Annotated in this window: 13 protein-coding genes; 3 read left to right on the forward strand and 10 right to left on the reverse strand. The window is 59.8% G+C overall.

Annotation, left to right across the window (positions count from 1 at the left end; translation table 11 throughout):
* Positions 1 to 255 precede the first annotated feature (255 nt).
* The 8 genes from PV407_RS28080 to PV407_RS28115 form a co-directional block, all read right to left on the reverse strand.
* Positions 256 to 390: a hypothetical protein gene (locus PV407_RS28080; RefSeq protein WP_332093317.1), complete on the reverse strand. Its 135-nt coding sequence runs from the start codon at positions 388 to 390 to the stop codon at positions 256 to 258.
* A 59-nt stretch (positions 391 to 449) separates the two neighbouring features.
* Positions 450 to 1,724, reverse strand: coding sequence for a glycoside hydrolase family 125 protein (locus PV407_RS28085; protein ID WP_332093318.1), 1,275 nt, complete (start codon positions 1,722 to 1,724; stop codon positions 450 to 452).
* A gap of 597 nt (positions 1,725 to 2,321) precedes the next feature.
* Entirely contained in the window at positions 2,322 to 5,108 is a 2,787-nt protein-coding gene (locus tag PV407_RS28090; RefSeq protein WP_332093319.1) for an alpha-mannosidase, read from the reverse strand.
* Between the two features lie 87 nt (positions 5,109 to 5,195).
* Positions 5,196 to 6,512 carry a sulfatase family protein gene (locus tag PV407_RS28095; RefSeq protein WP_332093320.1) on the reverse strand — a complete coding sequence of 439 codons (1,317 nt, stop codon included), beginning with the start codon at positions 6,510 to 6,512 and terminating at the stop codon, positions 5,196 to 5,198.
* A 20-nt stretch (positions 6,513 to 6,532) separates the two neighbouring features.
* Entirely contained in the window at positions 6,533 to 8,128 is a 1,596-nt protein-coding gene (locus PV407_RS28100) for an extracellular solute-binding protein (RefSeq protein ID WP_332093321.1), read from the reverse strand.
* Between the two features lie 69 nt (positions 8,129 to 8,197).
* Entirely contained in the window at positions 8,198 to 9,091 is an 894-nt protein-coding gene (locus PV407_RS28105; RefSeq protein WP_332093322.1) for a carbohydrate ABC transporter permease, read from the reverse strand.
* Positions 9,092 to 9,107: 16 nt separating this feature from the next.
* The gene (locus PV407_RS28110; RefSeq protein WP_332093323.1) at positions 9,108 to 10,064 is read right to left on the reverse strand and encodes an ABC transporter permease; all 957 of its coding nucleotides are present in this window, start codon (positions 10,062 to 10,064) and stop codon (positions 9,108 to 9,110) included.
* 358 nt (positions 10,065 to 10,422) lie between these two features.
* Positions 10,423 to 12,681, reverse strand: coding sequence for a helix-turn-helix domain-containing protein (locus PV407_RS28115; protein WP_332093324.1), 2,259 nt, complete (start codon positions 12,679 to 12,681; stop codon positions 10,423 to 10,425).
* A 336-nt stretch (positions 12,682 to 13,017) separates the two neighbouring features.
* On the opposite strand from PV407_RS28115, the gene PV407_RS28120 reads away from it, so the two are divergent.
* The 3 genes from PV407_RS28120 to PV407_RS28130 all read left to right on the forward strand — a co-directional run bounded on the left by PV407_RS28120 (position 13,018) and on the right by PV407_RS28130 (position 17,091).
* On the forward strand, positions 13,018 to 14,859 hold the full coding sequence (locus tag PV407_RS28120; protein WP_332093325.1) for an FAD-dependent oxidoreductase: 1,842 nt from the start codon (positions 13,018 to 13,020) through the stop codon (positions 14,857 to 14,859).
* Positions 14,860 to 15,218: 359 nt separating this feature from the next.
* Positions 15,219 to 15,974, forward strand: coding sequence for an SDR family NAD(P)-dependent oxidoreductase (locus PV407_RS28125; RefSeq protein ID WP_332093326.1), 756 nt, complete (start codon positions 15,219 to 15,221; stop codon positions 15,972 to 15,974).
* 16 nt (positions 15,975 to 15,990) lie between these two features.
* The gene (locus PV407_RS28130; protein WP_332093327.1) at positions 15,991 to 17,091 is read left to right on the forward strand and encodes an S-adenosylmethionine:tRNA ribosyltransferase-isomerase; all 1,101 of its coding nucleotides are present in this window, start codon (positions 15,991 to 15,993) and stop codon (positions 17,089 to 17,091) included.
* 446 nt (positions 17,092 to 17,537) lie between these two features.
* Here PV407_RS28130 and PV407_RS28135 read toward each other — a convergent pair whose 3' ends face one another.
* Positions 17,538 to 18,674: a response regulator gene (locus tag PV407_RS28135; RefSeq protein WP_332093328.1), complete on the reverse strand. Its 1,137-nt coding sequence runs from the start codon at positions 18,672 to 18,674 to the stop codon at positions 17,538 to 17,540.
* Positions 18,675 to 18,745: 71 nt separating this feature from the next.
* Positions 18,746 to 23,464: an S-layer homology domain-containing protein gene (locus PV407_RS28140; RefSeq protein WP_332093329.1), complete on the reverse strand. Its 4,719-nt coding sequence runs from the start codon at positions 23,462 to 23,464 to the stop codon at positions 18,746 to 18,748.
* Positions 23,465 to 23,563: the final 99 nt, after the last annotated feature.

Below are 23,563 nucleotides of genomic sequence, written 5' to 3' on the forward strand. Positions count from 1 at the left end.
TGCGCAGGAATAGCGGGCCCAAAAGACTGCTAACGTCCGGCTCCCGGCCAATCCGGCCGGCTCAAGGCGGGGATGTTTGCCCCCATGTGCGCCGAAGCAAGTTGGCCGCATCTTTTTGCGGCCGCCTCTCGGAACCGCGCCGACCGTCCCCGCGGAAAGCGGGCGTTCCCGGGCCGCTCCCGGCAGCAAGTACCGTTTTCGGGCCGCCCCCACACGCACCGTTTCTCTGCGCTGGCCGGCACCGTACGGACCGGGTCACGACTCCGCCTCCCCGCTATAGCCGACTTCTTCGCACCCCGCCACGCGCCGATCACCTTCGACGAGCGGAGCGTCTCCGGGACGCTCCCGCGCGGTCCCGGGCCACTCCCGATCGTGTCCGTCCCGCTTCACAGCGCTGGTCCGCCTCGGCACCGGCACGCTCCAGACCCCGCCCGCGCGGCCCCGACGGCTTATTGCCGCTTCATCCAATCGTACACGCATTCGGCGAACAAGCTGTTCGCCCACGCGAACCACGACCGGGTGAACCGGCCCGGATCGTCGACGTGGAACCCTTCGTGCATATAGCCCGTATCCGCGTCGGTATTGACGCACGTTTCGATCAGCGTCCGCGCCTCGTCCGGATCTTCCGACGTCAGCGCCTGCATCGCCAAGGCGATATGCCAAACGTACCGGTCCGGCGTATGCGGACTGCCGATGCCTCGAGCCGCCCTGCCCTCATAGAAATACGGATTGTCGCGGCTCAGCACGAACCGCCGCGTATTCCGCACGACTTCGTCGTCCTTGGGCTTGTATCCGATATACGGAATGGACAGCAGGCTCGGCACATTGGCGTCGTCCATCAAGTTGTGGTTGCCGAAGCCGTCCGTTTCGTAGGCGTATATTTTGCCGTACTTCGGGTGCAGCACCGTGCCGTACGTTTCGATCCCGTATTCGATTTCCTCCTTGAGCGCCAGGGCGTCTTTCGCCAAGTAGACGTCCTTCAGCACTCGCTCGGCGATTTCGGCCACATGGCCGAGCGCGACCGCCGCGAACATGTTGGACGGAATCAAATACCCGAACGTGCACGCGTCGTCGCTAGGGCGAAAACCGGACCACGTCATGCCCGTATACTGCACCGGCATGCCCATGCCGCCGTTTCGCAGCGTATCCGACTTCGGTCCCGTCAGCCGGGAGAACCGGTACGTCGACCGTTCGAAATGCCGCTGCTCGGTCGCCCACAGCCGCATGATCGCGCGAACCGCCGAGCGGAACGTATCGTCCAGCGCTTCCGTCCTTCCCGTCGCTTTCCAGTACGCATAGGCGAGCTCGATCGGGTAGCAGAGCGAATCGATCTCGTACTTGCGCTCCCATACCCATGGGCTCAGCTCGGTCAAATCGTTCTCGTACCGCTGGTCGTTCGCTTCTTCGTTGAACGCGTTGGCGTACGGATCGATGCCGATGTAAAAAAATTGGCGGCGCAGCAGTCCTTCGATCAAGCTTTGCAGCTCCTCGTCCTCGGCCGCCAGCGGCACGTAGTGGCGAACCTGCGCGCTGGAATCGCGCAGCCACATGGCCGGAATGTCGCCGGTAAAGACGAACGTCGTGCCGTCCGGCAGCCGCTTTGTCGTCGTTTCCAGCGTATTGACATAGCATTGCTTGAACATGCGCAGCAGCTTCGGGCTGTGCGCCAGCTTGCGGTCGGCTTCGTCCAGCAGCTCCCGGACCGCGCGAGGCAAAGGCATCATTTGGTTCGTTCTCCTTCGATGGTTGTTTCCGCATGTATCGCAAGCGTCGCCGCCGCCCGCTCCATTCGGCGTTTTGCAGGTCGGCGAGGCAGCGTCAGCGGCGAGTAGCGACTTTTTACCGGAAAAAGTCACGCTAATCATCGTCTATCCAAACTCCCCCGACCTATTAGCAGGAAAAGCTGGCGTTAATTCCGGCAAACCCGGTAGATTTAGGGGGATCGGGCCATTTTAACGGGAACATTTCCAGTTCGTATCGCGTTCCTTTGCGATCTGCGAAAAATAGATGGAGCAATTCCATTTATGAGCTCGGTCGATTCGCATGACGGCTCGAGGTCAGCCCGTTTGACCGATTCGCTTAGCAGCTCGCGACCGATTCGCTCCGCAGCCCGCGACCGATTCGCTCCGCAGCCCGCGACCGATTCGCTCCGCAGCCCGCGACCGATTCGCTCCGCAGCTCGCGACCGATTCGCTCGGCAGCCCGCGACCGATTCGCTCCGCAGCTCGCGACCGATTCGCTCCGCAGCTCGCGACCGATTCGCTCCGCAGCTCGCGACCGATTCGCTCGGCGGCTCGCTACTGGCCGCCTGCAGCGGCGGCTTACGGCCGCGCCGCGCCGCCCTCCGGCCGCACGCCGAGCGTGACGATCTCGCAGCCGCGGACGCCGACCGCCGCCGACCGGCCGTCCGTCCCGACCGGCTCGCCGCGCTCCTCGAGCACCCCGCTGCGGTAAACCGCCGCCGCGCCGCCGGCAATCTCGCACCGCAAGCTCGCCGGGCGATCCGACATATTGAACCAGCGCGCCATCCAATCCCCGGTACGCTCGCAACCTTTCAAGCTGGAAAACGCCAGCCGTTCGCCGCTCCAGCGCAAAAACGAATGCGTCGCCGGCAGCGTCCCGGAGGACGGCACCGTCTGGACCGTTTGCCACGGCACCTGGTACCGGTACGCCTCCTCGTACGCCGCATAGGCGTGCGCTTCCCCGCCTCCGGCATGGGGAATCAGGCACAGCTCCGCCTCGCCCGGCCCGATGCACTGCGCCTCGGGCGTCGGGAACACGCCCCAGTCGCCGAGCTCCCCCGTCGACCGCAGCAGCGTCACGGCGATCGTCGACCGCCCGTCGCGGAGCACTTCGTACTCCTGCAGGCCGCGATTCGCCACCGTCAAGCCGCCTTCTTCGTCGCGCACGCTGACGAACGCGTGCTGATGCTGGCAGTTGCTCGGATTTTGCCACTCCGGCGCCGGAATCGTATCCCGCCGCGCCACCTCGAAAATCGAGTCGGCGTAATGGACGTCCGACTTCGCGTCCGTCGGCACGAGCAGCCGCAGGCGGTGGTCGCCCGACTTGTTGTCGAAGGCGACGCGCAGCCGAACGGCGCGGCTTTCCGCCTCGAGCCGGACGGAGACGCGAATGTCCGTCGCGACCGTTTCCTTGCTGCGTCCGGCCTCGCGCTTCGGGATCGGCGTCATGTCGGCCATCTCCGCGGCGAGCCGCTCGTCCGCCGACACCGGAATGTCGAGCCGGTGCACGATCTCGAACGCGGCCCGATACCCCGCATCCTCGACGAGGCGAATGTCCGCCGCGCGCCCCGCCGTCGTAATCGCTTCGCCGTCGGCGGACTGCTTGTACACATACTCGTTGCCGATGTCGCCCGTATCCTCGAGAACGCCGAGTCCCGCGTAGACGCGGCCGCTCGTTTTCTCCGTCACGGTCAACGTTCCGTCGTCTTCGATCGCCACTTTCACGAAGCGATTTTCCAGCGTGCGCCCGTCGACCGCAACCGGCTCGTACAAGGCGGCCGCAGACGACGGCTCCGCACGACGGCCGGAAATCCACGCAAACGACTTGTACCCGATCGACGGCACGCGGCCGCTATGAAACGTCAGCCGGATTTGCCGCCCCATGTAAGGCTGGCGGAACCGGTCGTCCGGCAAATCGTAGCCGAACCGGACGCCCAAATCTTCGAGCGTATGCGGAATGTCCCGCCCGCGCTCGTCGACCAGCGTCCCGGCCGGAAGCTGCAGCTCCCTCATGTCGCGGGCGAGCTTGTCCGGCGCGCCTTCGCTGAAATAGCGTCGCTGCACGGTAAGCACGACACTAACGGTCCCTTCCCGATCCCAGCCGGACGCGTTGAACACGACGAACGGAAACGCCGCCGAACCTTCGCCGTCTTCGCCGAAAGCCGCGAACGCCGACGTATCGATATGCGCCGCGATCGCCCGCAGGCAGTCGCCGACGATATTTTCCGCCACCTGGCCGCTCTTCTCGAAACGGGTGACCATCTCGCGATGAACGGCGTCGACGCTGCAGCCGCATATGCTGTCGTGCGGATGGTTTTGCATGAGCGTTTTCCAGCCGTACTCGAGCAGGTGGGCCGGATACGGATGTCCGAGCGAGGACGCGACGGCGGCCAGCGGCTCCGCCACTTTTTCCAGCATCGTCTGCACCCGGTGGTTCATCCGCTTCAAATACAGGCGCGACGACGCCGTATTGACGAGCGTATACCAGCCCGCCGTGCGCTGGCTGCGCAGCTCGCCGCGAACGACGGCGAGGTCGTCCGGCACGGTCGCCTTCACCGCATCGACATACTCCGCGAAGCTCGAATGGACGAACTCGACGTCCGGATACAGCCGCCGCGCCGTGCGGATCGCTTCGGACAAGTCGGTTTGCACCGGCTGGTGGTCGCAGCCGTTCATAAACAGCAGATGCGGCGTCGAGGCGTATTTGTCCGCATTCCGCAGCCTCGCGTCCCAGTACGCCTTCGCCTCGTCCGGATCGACCGGCGCTTCCATCCCGTTGCAGTACCAGTTGGCGAACAAAATGCCGAGCACCTTCGACCCGTCCGGCGACTGCCACATCATTTCCGAATACGGCGATTCGAACGCCCCCGGCTCGCCTACCGTATTGTTGAACCCGGTCGGCGTCACGCCGCGCCCGAATACGGCCGTATCGATCCCGGCCTGCAGCAGCAGCTGCGGAGCTTGCCCCATATTGCCGAACGAGTCGGGAAAATAGCCGATTTTGCACACGGCGCCGAACTTGGCGGCGTCGCGGTGTCCGTACTGCAAATTGCGGACGTTCGCCTCGCTGCTCGTCAAAAACTCGTCCTGCAGCACGTACCACGGCCCGACGACGAGGCGGCCTTCGCGGACAAGCCGCTCCAGCCGTTCTTTCCGGTCCGGGCGGATCGCCAAATAATCGTCCAGCATGATCGTCTGGCCGTCGAGATGAAAGGTGCGGAATTCCGGATCGCGCTCCAGCGTGTCGAGCAGCGTGTCCATCAAGCGGACGAGCAGATGGCGGTGCGTTTCGAAAGGCAAATACCATTCCCGGTCCCAATGCGTATGCGATATCAGATGGGCCGTCTTCTTCGTTGTCGGTTTCACTTCGAGTCGTTCCTCCTAAACAGAAAAGAGAGGGGCCGCCTCTCTTTTCCTTCATGTCGGCCGGATCAGCGCCGGGCCGCGCCGGCGTCAAGCTCCGGACTGCTCTTTGAGCCGCGCGTACCAGTCGCGGACGTCGCGTTCGAGACGGGCGGCGATTTCGGGATGCCGGTCTTTCAGGTTGACCCGCTCGCCCGGGTCCGTCTCCAAGTCGGACAAATGCACGTCGTCCGGCTGCGTCCGGTTGAAGTCCAGCTTGCCGCCGAGCACGAGCTTCCAGTTGCCTTCGCGGACGGCGAGCTGGCTGCCGTATTCCCAAAAAATTTGCTTATGCGGCGTCGGCGCCCCTTCCGTCACCATCTTGACGACGCTGCTGCCGTCGATTTCGCCCGGCGCGGGCGCGGCCAGTCCGGCGAATTCGAGCACGGTCGGCACGATGTCGGCCATCATGCCGGCTTCGCCGCACACTTGGCCGGCCGGAATCGCGCCGGGATAGACGAGAATCGCCGGCTCGCGAATGCCGCCCTCGAACAGGCTCGCCTTATGGCCGCGGAAAACGCCGGCGCTGCCGCCGTAATACACGTCCTCCGTGCCGTCCAAAAAGTTGCGCGACTCCGACGAAGGCCCGTTGTCGCTGGAGAAAAATACGATCGTGTTGTCGTAGACGCCGGCCCGCTTCAGCGCGGCGACGATCTCGCCGACGCCGTCGTCGACGGCAGAAATCATCGCCGCCATCAGCCGGCGGTCGGTCGGCAAATGGCCGTACCGCTTCATGTATTTGTCCGGCGCGTGCATCGGGTAATGCGGCGCGTTATAGGCCGCGTACAGGAAAAACGGCTCCTCGCTCCCGCGGCGCTGCTCGATGAAATTGACCGATTTGTCCGTTATGAGGTGAGTCATATATTCGCCGTCGCGCCAAACCTCTTCTTCGTTGCTCCACAAGTCGTGCACCGGATTGACGTTTTGCAGGCCCCAGTAAAAAATGTGCGAGTAATAGTCGATGCAGCCGGCGTGGAAGCCGAAATAGTCGTCGAACCCGCGCGCGTTCGGCCTTGCGTCCGCCGCCGAGCCGAGATGCCATTTGCCGTACAGGGCGGTCCGGTAGCCGTTTTCCTTCAGCCGCTCGGCCAGCGTCTTCGCCTCCCGCTTCAGTCCCCCGGTTCCGCGCTTGCCGCCCAAAATATGGCTGACTCCCGCCTTCGCCGGGTACAGGCCGGTCAAAAGCGCCGCCCGCGAAGGCGAGCATACGGGCGAGTTGGAATACCAGTCGGTAAACCGCACCCCGTCCCGCGCCAGCGCATCCAGATGGGGGGTCCGAATGACGTCGGACCCGTAGCACCCCAAATCGCCGTATCCCAAATCGTCGCAATAAATGACGACGATGTTCGGTTTTGTCGCAGCCGACACCGCGATCCCTCCTTATGCCGTTACTTGGTTTTGCTCCAGCGGTCGTAGGCGTCTTGATAAATTTTCAGCATTTCGTCGAGACCCATCTTTTTGATCGTGTTCACGTAGTCGTCCCATTTCGCGAAAGGCTCCTGGCCGACGACGAATTTCGCCTCCATCTGGTCGACGTACGTCTTGATGTCGGTTTTGACGACGTTCAGCCGTTTTTGCTCCTCGCTCGTGAAATAGACGTCCGGGAAATCGCGCTTCGCGTACGGATCGAGCTTCTCGAGAACCATTTTGTTGTAGTCTGGCGCTTTGCCGTTGTCGCGCTTCGAGTCGAACTCCCGTTCCTTGATCAGCGGGAGCTGCCCGCCGACGTCCGGAGTCAGCTTGCCGCGGTATTCCTCCGCGTTCATCCCTTCCGGGGAAACGAACGTCCATTTCGTCTTGGCGTCGTCGATCCATTTGTAGCTGTTGCCGAGAAAACCGAGCCGGCTTCCTTCGTCCGAGTACAAATAATCGACCCAGCGGATCGTCGCCTCCGGATGCTTGTTCTGGTTCGTGATCGCGAACGTTCCGCGGCGAATGTTCGACGCGCGCAGCGCCAGCTTTTCGCCGCTTACCGGACTCGTCAGCGGACCGAGCATCGGGTGCTTCAGATTGTCTTCCGGCTTCGCCACCTTCAGCACGAGGTCCGGAGCCGAGCCGGCGAACACGCCGATCATGTTGGAGTTGCCTTTGGCGTTCATCTGCTGCGACGTTTGCACGAACATTTCGTTGTCGAGCAGCTTTTCCGAAAACAGCTTGTTCAAATAAGCCAAATATTCTTTATATTGCGGCTGAACCGGGTTGAAGCGGACTTTGCCGTCCTTCACCTCGACCTCGCGGCCGAGCAGGCCGAACGCCGGAAGGAGCACGCCGTCGAGGTTGTTCAGCTTGACGTTCGACATCGGAATTTCGTCGGCTTTGCCGTTTTTGTTCGGGTCGCCGTTTTTGAACTGCTTGAGCAGCTCGTACAGCTCGTCGGTCGTCGCCGGCACCTTCGTAATGCCGAGCGCTTCCATCCAGTCGCCGTTGATCCAGAACCGGTTCGGCACGAAGGCGCGCGGCTGGTCGATGATGAGCGGCAGCGAGTAAATATGCCCGTCCATCGCCGTGATCGACCTTTTGATGTCCGGATTCGCCTCCATCCGCTTTTTGAAGTTCGGGGCGTATTTGTCGATCAGCCCCTCGAGCGGGATCAAATAGCCTTGGCTGCCGTACGTCACTTCGTCGTCGGGCGTGAGTCCCGCGTTGAAAAACACGTCGGGCAGCTGGCGGCTCGCGAACGCCAAATTTTTCGCTTCCTGGTAATTCGCGGCCGGCGGCGTGTTGAACTCGAAGCGGATGTTCGTCATTTTTTCCATTTCCTTGAACAGCGCCATTTCGTTCCAGGGGCCGTGAATCGCCGCCTTCGCGCCCATCATGGTGAGGGTAATTTTCTCGTTCACGATCGGGTAGTTTTCGGCGTTGAAGTTTTTCGGCTGCCCGCCTCCTTCCGTTTTCGGCGCGTCGGCCGATTTGCCGGAACAACCCGCCAGCAGAACGGCGCCGCTTACCGCGGTGACCATGCTTGCTCGAAGCCATCTCTTCATGCTGCTGTTTCCCCTTCCCTCTTTGAAATTCATATGTGCGGTGCAGTGCCTATATGAAGTCGGCCGCCGTCACCCTTTGACGGAACCGATCAGCACGCCTTTCATGAAGAAGCGCTGCATGAACGGGTACACGATAATGATCGGCAGGCTCGATACGATCATGACCGCGTATTTGATAATGTCGGCGATTCTCGCCTGCTTCGCCATCGCTTCCATGTCGTCCCCGGTCATCAGCATCGTGTCGCTCATCTGGTTTTGCACGAGAATTTCCCGCAAAATGAGCTGCAGCGGGTACAGGCTGCGGTCTTTCAAATAAATGATCGCGTTGAAGTAGCTGTTCCAATGGGCGACGCCGTAATACAGCGCCATGACCGCGATAATCGGCGCGGACAGCGGCAGCACGATTTTCAGAAACAGCATCGTGTTCGAGCAGCCGTCGATTTCGGCCGACTCCTGCAGCTCCCGCGGAATGTTCGTCTGGAAAAACGTGCGGCAAATGATCAGGTTGTAAACGGCGACCGCGTTCGGGATGAGCAGCGCCCACACCGTGTTCAGCATGCCGAGGCCGCTGACGAGCAAAAACGTCGGAATGAGCCCGCCGCCGAAAAACATCGTGAACACGATCAGCCCCATCATGACGCCGCGGCCTTTTAAATCTTTGCGGGAAAGCGCATAAGCGCCCGGAATCGTAAACAGCAAGTTGATCGACGTGCCGGCGACCGTATACAAAATCGTGTTGCGGTATCCCGTCCATATTTCCGGATTTTGGAAGACGCGCTGGTAGCCTTCGAACGTAATGCCTTGCGGCAGCAGCCACATTTTGCCTTGGTTTACGTAGACCGGATCGCTGATGGAGGCGCTGACGACGTAAACGAGCGGATACAGGACGACGATCAGGACGACCAGCAGAAACAGCTTGTTGACGGCGTCGAAAACCCGGTCCGACCATGCTTCCCTATTCATTGTTGTCCACCTTCCCTTACCATAAGCTCGTTTCGTTCACCCTTCTGGCGATCCGGTTGACGGCAACCAGCAGGATGAAATTGATGACCGAGTTGAACAGGCCGATCGCCGCGGAAAAGCTGAACTGCCCCTGCACGAGACCGCTCCGGTACACGTACGTGGAGATGACGTCGGACGACTCGAGATTGAGCGGATTTTGCAGCAAAAACACTTTCTCGAAGCCGACGGACATGAAGCTGCCTACGTTCAGGATGAGCAAAATGACCATCGTCGGCACGATGCTCGGCAAATTGATGTGCCATACGCGCTGCAGCCGGGTCGCGCCGTCGATCATCGCCGCCTCGTGCTGCTGCGGATCGACTCCGGCGAGCGCCGCCAAATAGATGATCGTTCCCCAGCCCATGCTCTGCCAGACGCCGGACAAGACGAACACCGTCTTGAACCAGCCCGGTTCGGTCAAAAACGGAATCGGCTCGCCGCCGAACGCCTTGATCGCCAAATTGATGAGACCGGTCCCGGGGGACGTGAAGGCGATGATCATCCCGGCCATGACGACGACGGAGATGAAGTGCGGGGCGTACGTGACCGTTTGCACCCACTTTTTGAAAGCGCCGTTACGCAGCTCGTTCAGCGCCAGCGCCAGCACGATCGGGACGGGAAACCCGACGATCAGCTCGTACAGGCTGATGCCGATCGTATTTTTGATCAGCGTCCAAAAATAGTACGAATCGAAAAAGCGCTGCAAATGGTCGAGGCCGACCCACGGGCTGCTCCAAATGCCCTGGCTGGGCGAATAGTCCCGGAAGGCGATCTGCACGCCGTACATCGGAACATAATGAAACACGATAAAATACGCCATCGTAGGCAGGACGAACAAATACAGCTCCCAATTTTTGCGGACCGATTTCCACCCGCTTCGCCGGGCGGTCCGATTCGGCCGGTTCGGGGCCGCAGACTCCGTCTTCGCTGTCATGGGCTTTTACTCCCCCTCGCTGCTCGCGGTTTATGCGGATTATGGTACCCCGAGGCGGGCGGTTTCGTAAATTTGTTGTTCGTGCACGGACTTGTCGCATTTGACATCGCTTGCGGCCGTAGGCTTCCCCGCCCGAATATGTCGTTCATGCGGTGCATTGTCGATTCATGCCGGAGACGAAAAAAAGAACCTTTCACCGGCATGCGCGAAAATCGCGGCCGCATTGAAAGGTCCTCCAGTCGTCCGGTCGGAACGGAACCGCTCGTGCCCGAGCGGAAATGCTCCCGACATTTTACCCCGATCATTCCGATATGTCAAATGGGATATACATGGCCCGGCTTCGCATCGGACCGCCCCGCTACGGCGTATGCAGCTTGCGGTATTGCCCGAGCGTAATGCCTTCCGTATTTTTGAACTTGCGCATGAAATTCGGCACATCGGCGTAGCCGACGCTGACGACGATATCTTTGATCGCCATGTCGGTTTGCCGCAGCAGCCGCTTTACTTCCTCCATCCGCAAATACGTGACGTATTCGGTGAACGTGTAGCCGGTCTGGTCTTTCATGAAACGGCTGAAGTACGACAGCGACATTTGGAAATGGTCCGAAATTTTTTCCAGGTTCAGGTCGTACTGCCTGAAGTTTTCCCCGATATACGCCAAAATATCGCGGCCGAGCGCGCTGTTTTTGCTTTCCTTGCTCGCGTTCACGTGGGCGCATATATCGTCGATCAAGCTTTCCATCGCTTTGCCTAGCTGCTCGGGCGTCGTAAATTCGGTGAGCGACTGCCGCTGCTCCGGCCGGATCGTCAAGCTCAGCTCGTTCATCGTACGCAAAAACGTATTGATCAGATCGAAGCACATGCAGCGCAAGTAAAACAGCGACACCTCTTTGCCGCGCAAATCGCCGAGCAGCGTATGCAGCGCCGTTTTCGCCGCCTCCTCGTTGCCCTGCTTCAAGCTTTGCACCATCCGGATCTGCTCGTCGACGGCGTACCATTCGCTGTTTTCCTGCAGCTGCGAAATGCGGTCGAAGAAGACGATGCCGCCTTTCCCGCCCCGGACGCCGTATTCGATCGCCGCCGACGCCTCGATGTACGACCGGTTGACGCGAAACAGCTCCTCGACCGGATTGCCGACGCCGATCGTCGGACGGACGCCGTACGGCTCGAACAGCCGTTCCGCTTCCTCCACCGCCCTTCTCGCGCTTTCGCGCATGTCGTCCGACACGCGTTCGAACCCGATCACGATGACGATCGCGCTGTCCTGCATCATCTCGACGCCGTAGCCGACGGCGCCCGGCAGCGAAACGTCGGACAGCAGCCGAAGCAGCTCCTCCCGATGCTGCGTGGAAATGTATTCGTTTGCATCGATCGACGCTACGGCGGCGAGCCACGCTTTTCCGGCGAACGCGAACTTTTCCCGGGCAATAAATGCGTCCAGCTCGTCCCGCGTTTTGAACGCGCCGGCCAGCAGCTTGACGAAAAACTGCTCGCGTATGATCGGACGCTGCTGATCGATCTGCTCCATCAAATGCTCCGTCGCCCGCACCGTTTCGCGGATCAGATCGAGCTCGCTGCCGGCGCGCTCCCCTTCGGGTGCGATTCGGCCTTGCAGCGAACGGACGTGGTCGGCGATGCTGCGGATCGGCCGATACTGCCGGCTCGAGAGCAGAACGGCGGTGGCGATGCCGAAGGCGACGACGGCGAAGCAGACGAGAAGGACGAACGTCCGCATCTCCAGCACGCGGCCGAGAAATTGGTTCGTCGGCATGGCGGCGACGTACGACCACCCGGTCGCGCCGGATTTCGCTTTCATCAGCGAATACCGCTCGCCCTGCAGATCGATGTCGTGAATGCCCTCGGCGACGTCCTGCGCCAGAAGCGGCTTCGCATCCCGCTCGGTCAGCTTCGATTCGCTGCTCCGCGAAGCGAGGATGTTGCCCTGGGAGTCGGCGATGTAAACGGCTCCGTGAAAATCGCCCAAAATCGGGCCGACGAGCTCCGTCAGCACCGACTCGCGCACGAAAAAGACGACCGTGCCGTACGGCGACTGACTGTTGCGCGGAATGGGAAACATGAACGTAAGCACCGACTGCTTCCCGTCGGTTCCGGTTATCCGCACCTCGTTGCGTTCGACCTTCGGTACCGCCAGCTCGTTCAACTGCTTCGCCAGCCCGTCTCCGTCCAGCTCCGTAAACGGATACACCCGGCTCGTAAACGTATCGAGCGAATTCAAGCCCGCGGACGAATACAGCTGCCGGTCGCCGCGAAAATAAAGCGCGAGCTCTTCGACGATCGCGTTGTTCGCTTTATACTTGCTCAGCTCCTCGATCGCTTCGATTTCTTTGAAGATGCCGTTTTTCACCATGAACGGCGTCAGCTTCGGGTCGATCGAGATGCGCGAAGCCGTATGGTCCAGCCCTTTGGCGAGCAAATCGAACGAGTTCATAACCTGGTTCAGCTTGTACAGGTTCGACGATTCGATTTCGCTTTTGAATCGGACAACGGCGTTATAATAGACGACCGCGCTCAATATAATGAACGGAATGGCGAAAATCAGGACGTGCGACAATAAAATTTGTTTGAACAAACGGGATCGGCCCCGGCTGCGCTTCACAGGCTATGCCCCCTTCCTTGTCCGAATTTGTCGATATGTCCATTATAAACGCAATGTTTCGATTTAGTAAAAGAAACATTTCTCCATGCGGTACGGAGACGAGCGACCTCGTTTCGGCGAGGTATGTTCGCCTTACGCACGATCGGCTATGGCAAACGATGTCGACGGGCGGACGGCGACGCCTTGTCGAAACGATACGGGTTTCACCGATAAATCGGCGGCTGCGCGGCGCGTTGGCGCGGGACCCGCTCCCCGTTGCCGGGTGCGGCGTTTTACCGTACAATAGAGGCGTACGTTACGCCTTCGATCGCATTAGTCGCCAAGGAGTTGCATCCAGTGAAAAAAAAGGTTTGGTTAGGGGCGCTGCTTGTCGTGACAAGCGCCTTGCTCATCGCCGGCTACCGGTTCATGACGGACGGCAAGGCCGATTTGGTCATTATCGGCACGGAGCTGGAAGGGATGTATATGGCGAGGAAGGCGCACGACCTCGGCCTTGACGTCACCGTACTCGAACCAAGCGAGAAAGTCGGCGGCCAATTGCTCCGCGGCGAAATGCTCTATTTGGACGAAACGTTCGACGACAAAGGCAATTCGCTGCTGCAGGGGTCGATCAAGCAGCTGTTCCAGGATTATTATGCCGGACATATACGCAAGCTCGGCGACTTTCAGGCTTATTTCCAGAAGCTGACGAAAGGCATCCGCATCGTCACCGAAGCCGCCCTGACCGGAGCGGAAAAGGCGGACGGCGCGATTCGATCCGTCACCTATACGACCGGAAGCGGCCGGACCAAGACGATCGAAGCGGACTATTTCGTCGACAATACGGATAACGCGGCGCTGATCAACTTGCTCGGGGTCAAGCGGTCTCCGGGATTGGAAGCGCTTTACCAAAATCCGACAAAAGAGTATATGAGCGCCACTTACATGATGAAATTCAAGGGCGTCGATTGGCAAACGTTTTACGGCTCGTTTTGGAAAATGAACAAGGCCGAACGGATGACGATGTACGGACCGGAAACGTACGTGGACGCCAACATCGCCTACGGCTTCCCGCCGATCGTGGCGCGCTACGAGCCGAAAAATCCGGACAAGGTCAACCTGCGCGGGCTGAACATTTTGAATCAGAACGACGGCGAAATCATCATCAACGCGCTGCAGGTGTACGACGTCGATCCGAGCGATCCGGAGACGGTGAAGCGGGCGATGGCTTACGCGCGCGAGGAAATGCCGCGCATTCGCGACCATTTGCGGCAGCACATTACGGGATTTCAAAACATCGAGCTGAACGGCGAGCCCGATTATTTGTACGTGCGCGAATACGACCATTTTCCGACCGAATATACGCTGCAGGCGTCCGACCTGCTCGGCGGCGAAATGTTTTGGGACAACGTCAGCGTCGGCGGCTACTTCATCGACATTCAGGGCTCCCGCTCCAACCGCGAAGGGTTCGCCATCGGCCGCCCGGACAAATACGGCATGCCGCTGCGAAGTTACTTGCTGAAGGACGCGGACAACGTCATCGTCGCCGGCAAGCTCGTCGGCGCCTCCCCGGTCGCCTACGGCAGCGCGCGCATTCAGCCGAACGGGGCGCTGGCGGCGGAAAGCATCGGGGTGCTTCTGGCGCGGCTCGAAGGCACGGGCGTCGGGCTGAAGCAGGTGACCCCGGACATCATGGGCGATTTTCAGCGGCACATGCGGGAGGCGTACGGCGTCGAGCTGCAGCCCGGCAAAGGCGCGAGCAAAATCGAGGGCATGTCGCCCGAGGATATCGCCGAGCTGAACGCCGGCCATATTACGCTGCTGGCGAACAAAAACCAGGCGCGGACGCTGCCGTTCATCCGCGTGTATTACAACAATGAGGAAGTCGTGTTCACGGCGCACAAGCCGGTCATTGTCGACGGCAAAACGTGGACGCCGGTCGAGGAGCTGCTTACCGCGTTCGGGGCGCGGAACATCCGCATCGACCTCGATCGCGGCGAAATCCAGTACAGGCACGTCGACGACCCGGACCGGCTGCGGACGATCGTCGCCCCCATTCATATTTTGAACAACCGGGTGCTCATCAACCTGCGCGAAATCAGCGATCTGTTCGGCTACAAGACGTTTTGGGACAACAAAAACCGGGTCATTACGATATACGGCGGGGAGCAAGCTTCCTCGGTCGCGGGACAATCGTAGGCCGCCGCGCCGAAAGCGACCGCGGCAGCTCGGGCGCTCCCGCGGACTGGCCGGGCGATAAAAGTCTTATCGGTTTTAAAAACCGGGCTGCGAGAACGAAAGACGCCCCGGTTTTTCTACGTTTCATCGGCATGTCGCCAGGACGCGGAGCCCTTCGGGACTCCGCTTTTCCATTGGCACTGAAGCGCGCGAAGCCCGGGACTCCTTCCCCTCCGCATCAAACTCTCTCCCTGCACTCGTCTATATTGAAATAATTCCAAAATAAGTATTGATTTCGTTCGAGAACGTGCATATAATAAAACCAACTTAACATACATTTTAGTTTATTAAGTTTAATAAAGGGACGGAGTGGTGAAACGATGAACGGATTCGAATCGAAGGTCGTCATGATTACCGGCGCGACGAAAGGTTTGGGCAGGTCGCTGGCGCTGGCGTTCGCGGCGCAGGGAGCAAAGCTGGCGCTGTGCGCGAGGGGAGCGGCCGGGCTGGAAGCGGTCAAGGCGGAGGCCGAATCGAAGGGAGCCTCCTCCGTGCTGACGGCCGTCGCGGACATTTCCTCGGCGCGCGACGTCGAACGGTTCGTGGCGCTGACGGAGGCGGCGTTCGGACGCATCGACGTCCTGATCAACAACGCCTCGACGCTCGGACCGAGTCCGATGCCGCTGCTGCTCGATTATCCCGAGGACGATTTCGCGGAGGTGCTGCGCGTGAACGCGATCGGCACGTTTCTCGTCACCCGCCGCGTCATCGCCGGCATGCTTCGCCGCGGAAGCGGCTCGGTCATCAACGTCACGTCGGAAGCCGGCAGCGTCGGCTATCCCGGCTGGGGCGCCTACGGCATTTCCAAGTTCGCCGTGGAGGGGATGACCGAAACGTGGGCGGCCGAAGTCGAAGGCAGCGGCGTTCGCGTCAACATGGTCGATCCGGGCGAGATGGATACGGAGATGCATGCTCTCGCCGTGCCGGATTGCGACTACGAGCTCGCCGATCCCGACAATTTGGCCGGCGCATTTCTGTACTTGGCGTCGGACGAGGCAAGCGGCGTCAACGGGCGCCGGTTCGAGGCGCAGCAATTCGGCGCGGCGGAGTCAATCGCCGACGCGGGTACCGCATAGAGAGGATGGTACGACTATGGAAGCACATGCACGCTCACATGCACATACACAACCGCATTCGTTCGCGTTCGAGCTGCCGGACAGCCGTCATGCCGGCGCGCCGCCGGAAAGGCGCGGCTTGCGGCGCGACCGCGTCAGGCTGCTCGTCCAGAGCCGCTCCGACGGCTCGTTCCGGCATTCGAGCTTTCACCGGCTGGCCGACCATTTGCGGCCCGGCGATTGCCTCGTCCTGAACGAAAGCCGGACGATACCGGCTTCGCTGAAGGCGGAGCGGCTTCGAGGCGGGGCGTTCGCCGACACGGTGGAGGTCCGGCTCGCCAGGCAAGTCGGAGACGGCGTCTGGGAAGCGCTGCTGCTTCAAACGGACGCGGCGACCGGAAGCGTCCTCCCCTTCCCGTCCCCGGCCAAGCCGATCGCCGGAGAGTCGCTGCGCTTCTCGGCGACTTTGGCGGCCGAGGTGGAGCGCCGTCCGGGCAGCCCCTTCGCCGCGCTTCGCTTCAACCGAAGCGGCTCCGAGCTGTTCGGCGAATTTTACGCGCTCGGCGAGCCGATCCGCTACGAATATACGGAGCGTCCCTGGACGCTCGACTATTATCAAACCGTTTACGGCACCGTCCCGGGCTCGGTCGAGATGCCTTCCGCCGGCCGGGCGTTCAGCTGGGAAATGATGTTCGGCTTGCAAGCGCGGGGCGTGCGCATCGCGTACGTGCAGCTGCACACCGGATTGTCCTACTTGTACGGCTCCCGTCTCGATCCGGCGCAAAACGCCGAAGCGTACGCCGTCTCCGCCGAAGCCGCGGCGACGATCAATCGCGCCAAAGCGGACGGCGGACGCATTATCGCGGTCGGCACGACCGTCGTCCGCTGTCTCGAAGCCGCCGCAGTCGGCGATGGCGCCGTCCGGGCCGGCTCGGGGCGGACGGCGCTGTATATCGACGAGTCGTACCCGCTTCGGGTAGCCGACGGCCTTATCAGCGGCTTCCACGAACCGGAAGCCAGTCACCTCCATATGCTGTCCGCCTTCGTCGGCGCGGCGGCGCTCGCGCGGGCTTACAACGAAGCGATTCGGGAACGTTACTTGTGGCACGAATTCGGAGACGCGCATTTGATGCTGTAAACGAATGCAAACCCGACCATCGGCGAAAGAATGGGAATGGGAGCCAGGGCGGCCCGTAAACGTTCCGCCCTGACCCGGACCCTATTTCTGACGAACCCCTGTATCGTTATCGGAGCCGAAAGCGGAGGATTGAATTTGTAACGAACTCCTGTAACGCTATTGCCGGAAATCGGACCGATTCCTCCTGCTTTCGGCTCGATAGCGATGTCCAGATTCGTCAGCCTGGAAAAACGGTCGTTTTTCCGCCAATAAGCATCTCACGATTCGTAAGCCGTGGCCCCCGGAATTAATCGTTGCCGAAGAGCGCCGGTAGTTCCAATGAAAGCTGCGGTAACGTTCCGTACGAAATTTGCTGCCGCCGCCATGACGAACAGATCATGTAGAGAAACGAAAGGAGAATATTACGCTTACGGTTGCAAGTCCGGTTCGGAAGTCGCACTCCGCAGCTATACCGATCGCTTCCAATGCTCGTACCATCGCTTGACAGGGTCGCTGACCGTCGAATCCAGTTCTTGCGCCATTTTGGACGCCAGAAGCGAATACTGCTCTTCTACCAGAGCGCCTTCATCTAACGAGGCATACAGTTTCATGAGCGTAAAATAGCTCTCCTCATACAGCGGGAACAACTGCTGAATGCGCTGGTTCACCTTCACTGCGGCAAGCGGCATCCGCCGGTCGATGTAGAAGCGGCTCAACCGTTGGGCATGGAACAGCCACAGGCTGCGAAGGCGCTCCCTCTCGTTTTCGGCCCATAAATATTCGTAATCGCCCAAATAGCTTCCCTCGTACATGTCCAGTACGCGCTCATATTCCCCGTAATTAGAGGAATCGATCGCATCCAGCCGCTTCACCATAGCTTCCCACTCCGTCGTGTCGATCCGCGCCTCGCCGACGGAAAGCTTGTAGCCCGCCTTCAAATCCCCGCTGCTGATGCTGACTGTCTCGAGCCTATACACTTTCAACGTTTGGCGAATATGATAAACGGTCGTGTACAGCTGCTTCATCGCGCCCGACGGTTCAAAATCCGGCCATAACAGCTCGATTATCGCATCACTGCCGACGGTTTGATCCCGGCAATTCAGCAAGTACGCGAACAGCTCCTGGGCTTTGCTCGTGCGCCATTTGACGGTCTGGGGCTGCTGACCGGGCAGTTGAAAACGGATTTGATTAAAGCAGCGAATCCACGGCCGCGCCGACGACAGGCCCGACTCCGCTTGCAGGCCCTTTCTCCGCTTCAGACGGTCCACCGTTTTTTTCAGTCGATCCAATTGGAACGGTTTCAAAATATAGTCCATTGCCGGAAGCTCGAAAGCTTTGAGCGCATACCGGTCGTAAGCGGTAACGAAAACGATCTCCGCGTCGGGAACAATGGCGCGAACTTGTTCGCCCAACGCCAGCCCGTCTACTTCGGGCATGTGAATATCGAGAAACAGGACATCCGGTTGACTTTCCTTGGCAATCGCCGGAACGGGTGCCGGATCCGTATACGTGCCGATCACTTCAATACCGCCAACGTCACGCTCCAGCATTTTTTTTAGTTGTGCAAGCGACAAATATTCATCGTCGACCAGTATCGCTCTCATTCACCCATCTCCCCGAAAAAAGAAACAACCACCGCCGACTTGAAAGAATCGGCAGTGGTTGTGCTCGCGCATTAGTCGATCAAGTTCGTGGATTGCAGCAATCTTCTCATAAGCGCCGCCGCTTCCGCGCGAGTCATCGTATCCTGCGGTTTTAAAAGCTGTCCGTCCCGGCCTTCGACGATTCCGGCCGCAATCATCCGGGCTACGGCTTCCTGCGCCCAACCGGATACGTTCGCCGCATCGCCGTAAGCGGACAGGATCGATTCGATTTCCGATTGGCTCTTCGAGCTTTTCGGTTCGACCAAATCGTAAGCCCGCGCAATCATGGCGATTCCCTGCTCGCGGGTAATTTGCCGATCGCCGTGGAACAAGCCGTCTTCGTAGCCGTTCACGATGCCGAACTCGCTCGCGATCGCAACCGCGTCATGATACCAGGAAGAACGCGTTACGTCGCCGAACGTCGTTCCGGCAACATTTTGACGCATCAAGCCCATGCCCGTCGCCACGATAGCCGCAAACTCGGAACGGATCACATTCCGATCCGGAGTAAACGTATTGTTTCCGGTTCCCTCCAGAACGAGTCTCGCAACGATCTCGTTCACGTCCGCTCTGGACCAGTGATTTCTCACGTCATCGAGGTCTTGCGGATTCCAGATGACGGAATACGTGCCGCTGCTGCGCAAATCGTTGATCAGCGCGAAGTACCGGTTATTGATTTTCGTAACGACCGTCGGTACATGAAATACGGTTCCGTCCGGATTGACGACGACACCGGTCGTAATCCGGTTCGGATCGATTCCTTCCGGCAGCGCGATATATTTCGGCGCATAGCCGTTCAAGCGATCCGCTTCGACCGTTTTTCCTCCGTTCGAGAAGCTCAGCTTCAGGTCGACCGGCGGAACGAGCAGCTCGTAGCCTTGAGCCGACGCTTTTCCTTTGGCTTTGTCGATCAAAGCTTCCGAAGCGCGTTTGATCCCGACATGGACCGCAATGTCCCCGAGTGCGGCATTGTTCAATTCCTTCGCAATGTCGCCCAAGTTCAGCTGTTCGCCCGGAATCGGATAAATCGCCAGCAAGCTGCCGATTTCCAGACTCGAGCCGGTTTCGGCCAACCGCCGGATAAGCTCGGCCGTCAATCCTTTCGCCTCGACATCCCCGTCGTTCGGTACGCGAACGGCGAGCTTCCGACCGTTACCTTGCGATAAAACGTTCGCCAGCTTATCGGGATCGATCGTAACGCGCGTCAGCGTCCGGTCGCCGGATTTTTCTTCGGTTCCCGTAGCGAAGTCCGAGTCTTTGCCGTCCACGCTCGATTCGATTTTTGCCGGGTTTGAAGTGCCGGTGCCGGTCCCCGTTCCGGTTCCTGTGCCTGTGCCCGTTCCGCCTCCCGGGTAGCCACCGCTCGAGGACGATCTTCTCGCTACCGTAATCGTATATTGCGTAATGCCTCCGTCGCGGTCCGTAACCTTGACGACGACCGTGTTGTAGCCCACCTGAAGCGGCAAAGCTTCGCTTGCCGTTCCGCTTGCGACGTGCGCGAAAGGCCCGCCGTTGACGCTGATCTCGATGACGGCCTGCGGGTCGAGCGCGACCGGCGTAAATTGAAGCGCGTATACGCTGTTCGCCACGTTCATGTAGTATGCGTCCTTGGCCGGATCGAAGGCCGGACTCATCGTATCGCTGGATGGCGTGAGCGATACGAGCTTGCCGGTAACGCGCATCACTTCGATCGTGTACACGTTCGAGCTGCCGTCCGGACCCGTCGTTTCCACTTTAATGACGTTAAGACCTTCCTTGAGCGGCAACTGGTTCCAGTCCGCCTCGTTCACCGGTTGACCGTTCAGCGTGACCTGGATCTTGCCGTTCGGATCGAGCGTCTTCGGCGCTATGCCGATCGCATCGACGTTATTCGGTACGACGGACTCGTAATTCAAATACTGCTTTCCGTCAAATGGCGGAGACAGCACGAGCGCGACCGGATTCCGGTTCCCGTCCAAGTAAACCGCATCCAGCACCGAAAGACCCGCCCCGGCTCTCACCAGATTGTTGCGTGCGGCAGTAAGGACGGCCAGTGCCGTATCGACTTCCTCCTGAGTAGCGTTCGGATCGCTCAGCACCGTCTCGGCCCGGACCAGCGCGTTTTTCAGCGCCGCCCAACTTTCCGGCGTGTAGTCCGTTTCCGTCAAGCCTTCGCCGCCCACGGCGTCTTTTTTCGCCTGCAGCGCGGTTTTATCGGCTGTCGGAACCAAAGCGGCTCTTGCCTTCTCCAGCTCGGACTTCGCCGCATCGACCTCGGCTTGCGTCGCGTCCGGATCGGCCAGTACGGCTTGCGCTTCGGTCAACGCTTGCTGCAGCGCCTGCCAGCTATCCGGCGTGTAGCTCTCCGGCTTCAGCTGCTCGGCGACGATTTCCGCTTCCTTGGCACGCAGCTTGCTCAAATCGACCAATGTGCCCCGCGCGAATTCCAGTGCGGACAACGCTTGTCCGATCTCGACCGGCGAAGCTTGCGGCGTGCGTTCGAGCAAAGCTTTCGCATCGTCCAGCGCCTTGGTCAGCGCCGCCCAGCTGTTTGTCGTGTAATCGCCCGGTTTCAATGTGCCGAGCGCAATCTCGTTGCGGATTTCGTCCTCTTTCGCTTTCAGCTTGTCGGCCACGCTGCTCAGGTTGGCCCGAGCGGCTTCCAAAGCGGCCAAGGCTCTATCAACTTGCTCCTGCGTGGAGTTCGGGTTGTTCAACACGGCTTCGGCATCGGCGATCGCATTTTGCAGCGCCGCCCAGCTTTCCGGCGTGTAGTTGGACTCCGTCAAGCCTTTCAGTCCGGTCAGTTTCGTTTGAAGGTCGTTTTTGTACACTTTCGCGAAGGTGAATACGGAACCGTCCGTCAGCTTGTCGCTGTTGAAAGTAGCTTGACCCGCCGCATCCAGCTTAATGCCCGAATTCACTCCGTCGATAATGAGATAGTACAGCACAGCCGGATTTTCAGACGTGATATCCAGCTTCAAGGTGATGTTCCGGTCTTGCCAATTCGTCTTTTGCACCTTGAACGTACGGTTCAGCTGCTTCAAAGTATGTCCCGGAGCTTCCGGCACGTTCGTTTCGTACTTGGCGGCTGCGCCGTTGTCGCTGAAGACGAAGAACGACGAATCGGCGTCGATCGTGTTGGCATTGGCTGCATTGGACGACTGCACGGCGTCGCCCAAAGCGATCGTTACCAGCGCGCCGGATTCCTGCGATTTGGACTGCTTTTGCAGCAAGTCGCTGCCGTCGTCCCGACCGATGCCGGTAATCCGGTTGCCGTAGCCGTTATTGGCGTCCGCCGTCCACATCTTGTCGCTGCCGTTGCTGGCCAAGTAATCCGTTTTGCCGCCGTTCAGCGTCAAGCCGTATTTCAAAGCCAGGTAGCTTTCGATCCGCTGTTTCTCCGCTGCGGTGCGGCTTGCCGGGAACAGAACGACTTCGGCAAGCTCTCCCTTATAGTGAGACCAGTTGTTCGGGTTCCCTCCGCCGAACGTGCCTCCGATAACCGGGGTAAAGTCGATTTGGTTAAACGAGTTGTCGCCCGCGACCGTTTGAGGCGTTCCGTTCAAACGGCCTTGAGACTGGATCGGAGCGGCTGCGTCAAAGCCGGCCAAATAGTACCGGGACGCGTCGTTAAACGAAAATCCGCGATAAGTGCCGGTCGCTCCGTTGCCCACGTACAATTTGCCCCACTTCGAGAAGATCGCGACTCCGTACCCGCCCGCGCGAGGGGCTGCCGAACCGACGATCGTCCCGTCCTTTTGCTTGAACACGGCATAGCCGTCCTGGTACGTAATCGGCTTGTCGCCGATCAAGTACTGGTTCGGATTTTGACTCGGCGTCGCCGTATTATCGAACGCTACGGCCGGATTGAAGTTGGCGGCTTCCGCCTTGTAAGCCGGCGCGCCTTTAACCTGGAATGCGTTCGTGCCCGTCTGATCGGTCCAGCCTGTCAGCTGTCCTTGCCCATTCGCCGCGGCGTCTTTATCGGCCTTCAGCCACAAAGTGGCTCCGTTTACGCCGCCGGGGGCTTTCGATGCGACGGTAGCCTGTGCGAACGTGAAGTAGGCGCCGTCAGCCAGCTCGGAGCTGTTGAACGTTACTTTTCCGTCAACGAGCTGCCCCGTTTTCAACGTTCCGGTAAAGCCCGGATTGTCGTCGACGACGATGTAGATCGGCTGGTCGGCTTGCGCGCCGTCGAGCTGCAGCGTAATAGCGCCGTCGTTCCAGTTCGTTTTGTCCACCTTGAATGTACGCGCCATCCGTTTCAGGTTCGAATTGGCGACCGGTACGTTGTAAGCCGCATCGCCGCCGTTATCGCTGAACGTCAGGAACGAGCGGTCGTTCGCAATGGTATTTGCCGGAAACGCTTCGTTGGACGCTTGGATATCGCCTCCTGCGGCAATGGTCACGAGCGCCCCGTTTTCCTGGGACTTGGATTGCTTTTGCTCCAAGCCGCTAGCGGTATCTTTGCCGATCCCGGTAATGCGCTTGCCGTAGCCGGCGTTATCCGCGGCCGTCCACATTTTGGTTCCGGTCGTACCGTTGAAGTCGCTGGCTAAGTAGTCCGTACCGCCGTTATTCAGCGTCAAGCCATACTTGAGCGCCAAATAGCTGTTTACTTTCTGTTTCTCCGTGTCGTCGAGCTTGCGATTGTAAACGACAATTTCGGAGATATCGCCTTGAAAGACGCTGAAATGACCGGCTCCGATGTAATATTTAGAAGCCGAAGGCGGATCGAAGTTGACGCTGTTGGACGTTGCTTGGAGCAACTGATTTCCATCGACCGAAAGTGCCCATTCCTGGTTGGATGCGAACATATCCAGCAAGCGAGGTTTTTTCAGGTCGATGTCGCCGACTCCGGCAGATCG

The sequence above is a fragment of the Paenibacillus sp. GYB003 genome (genome assembly GCF_036577625.1).
Lineage (GTDB): Bacteria > Bacillota > Bacilli > Paenibacillales > NBRC-103111 > Paenibacillus_AB.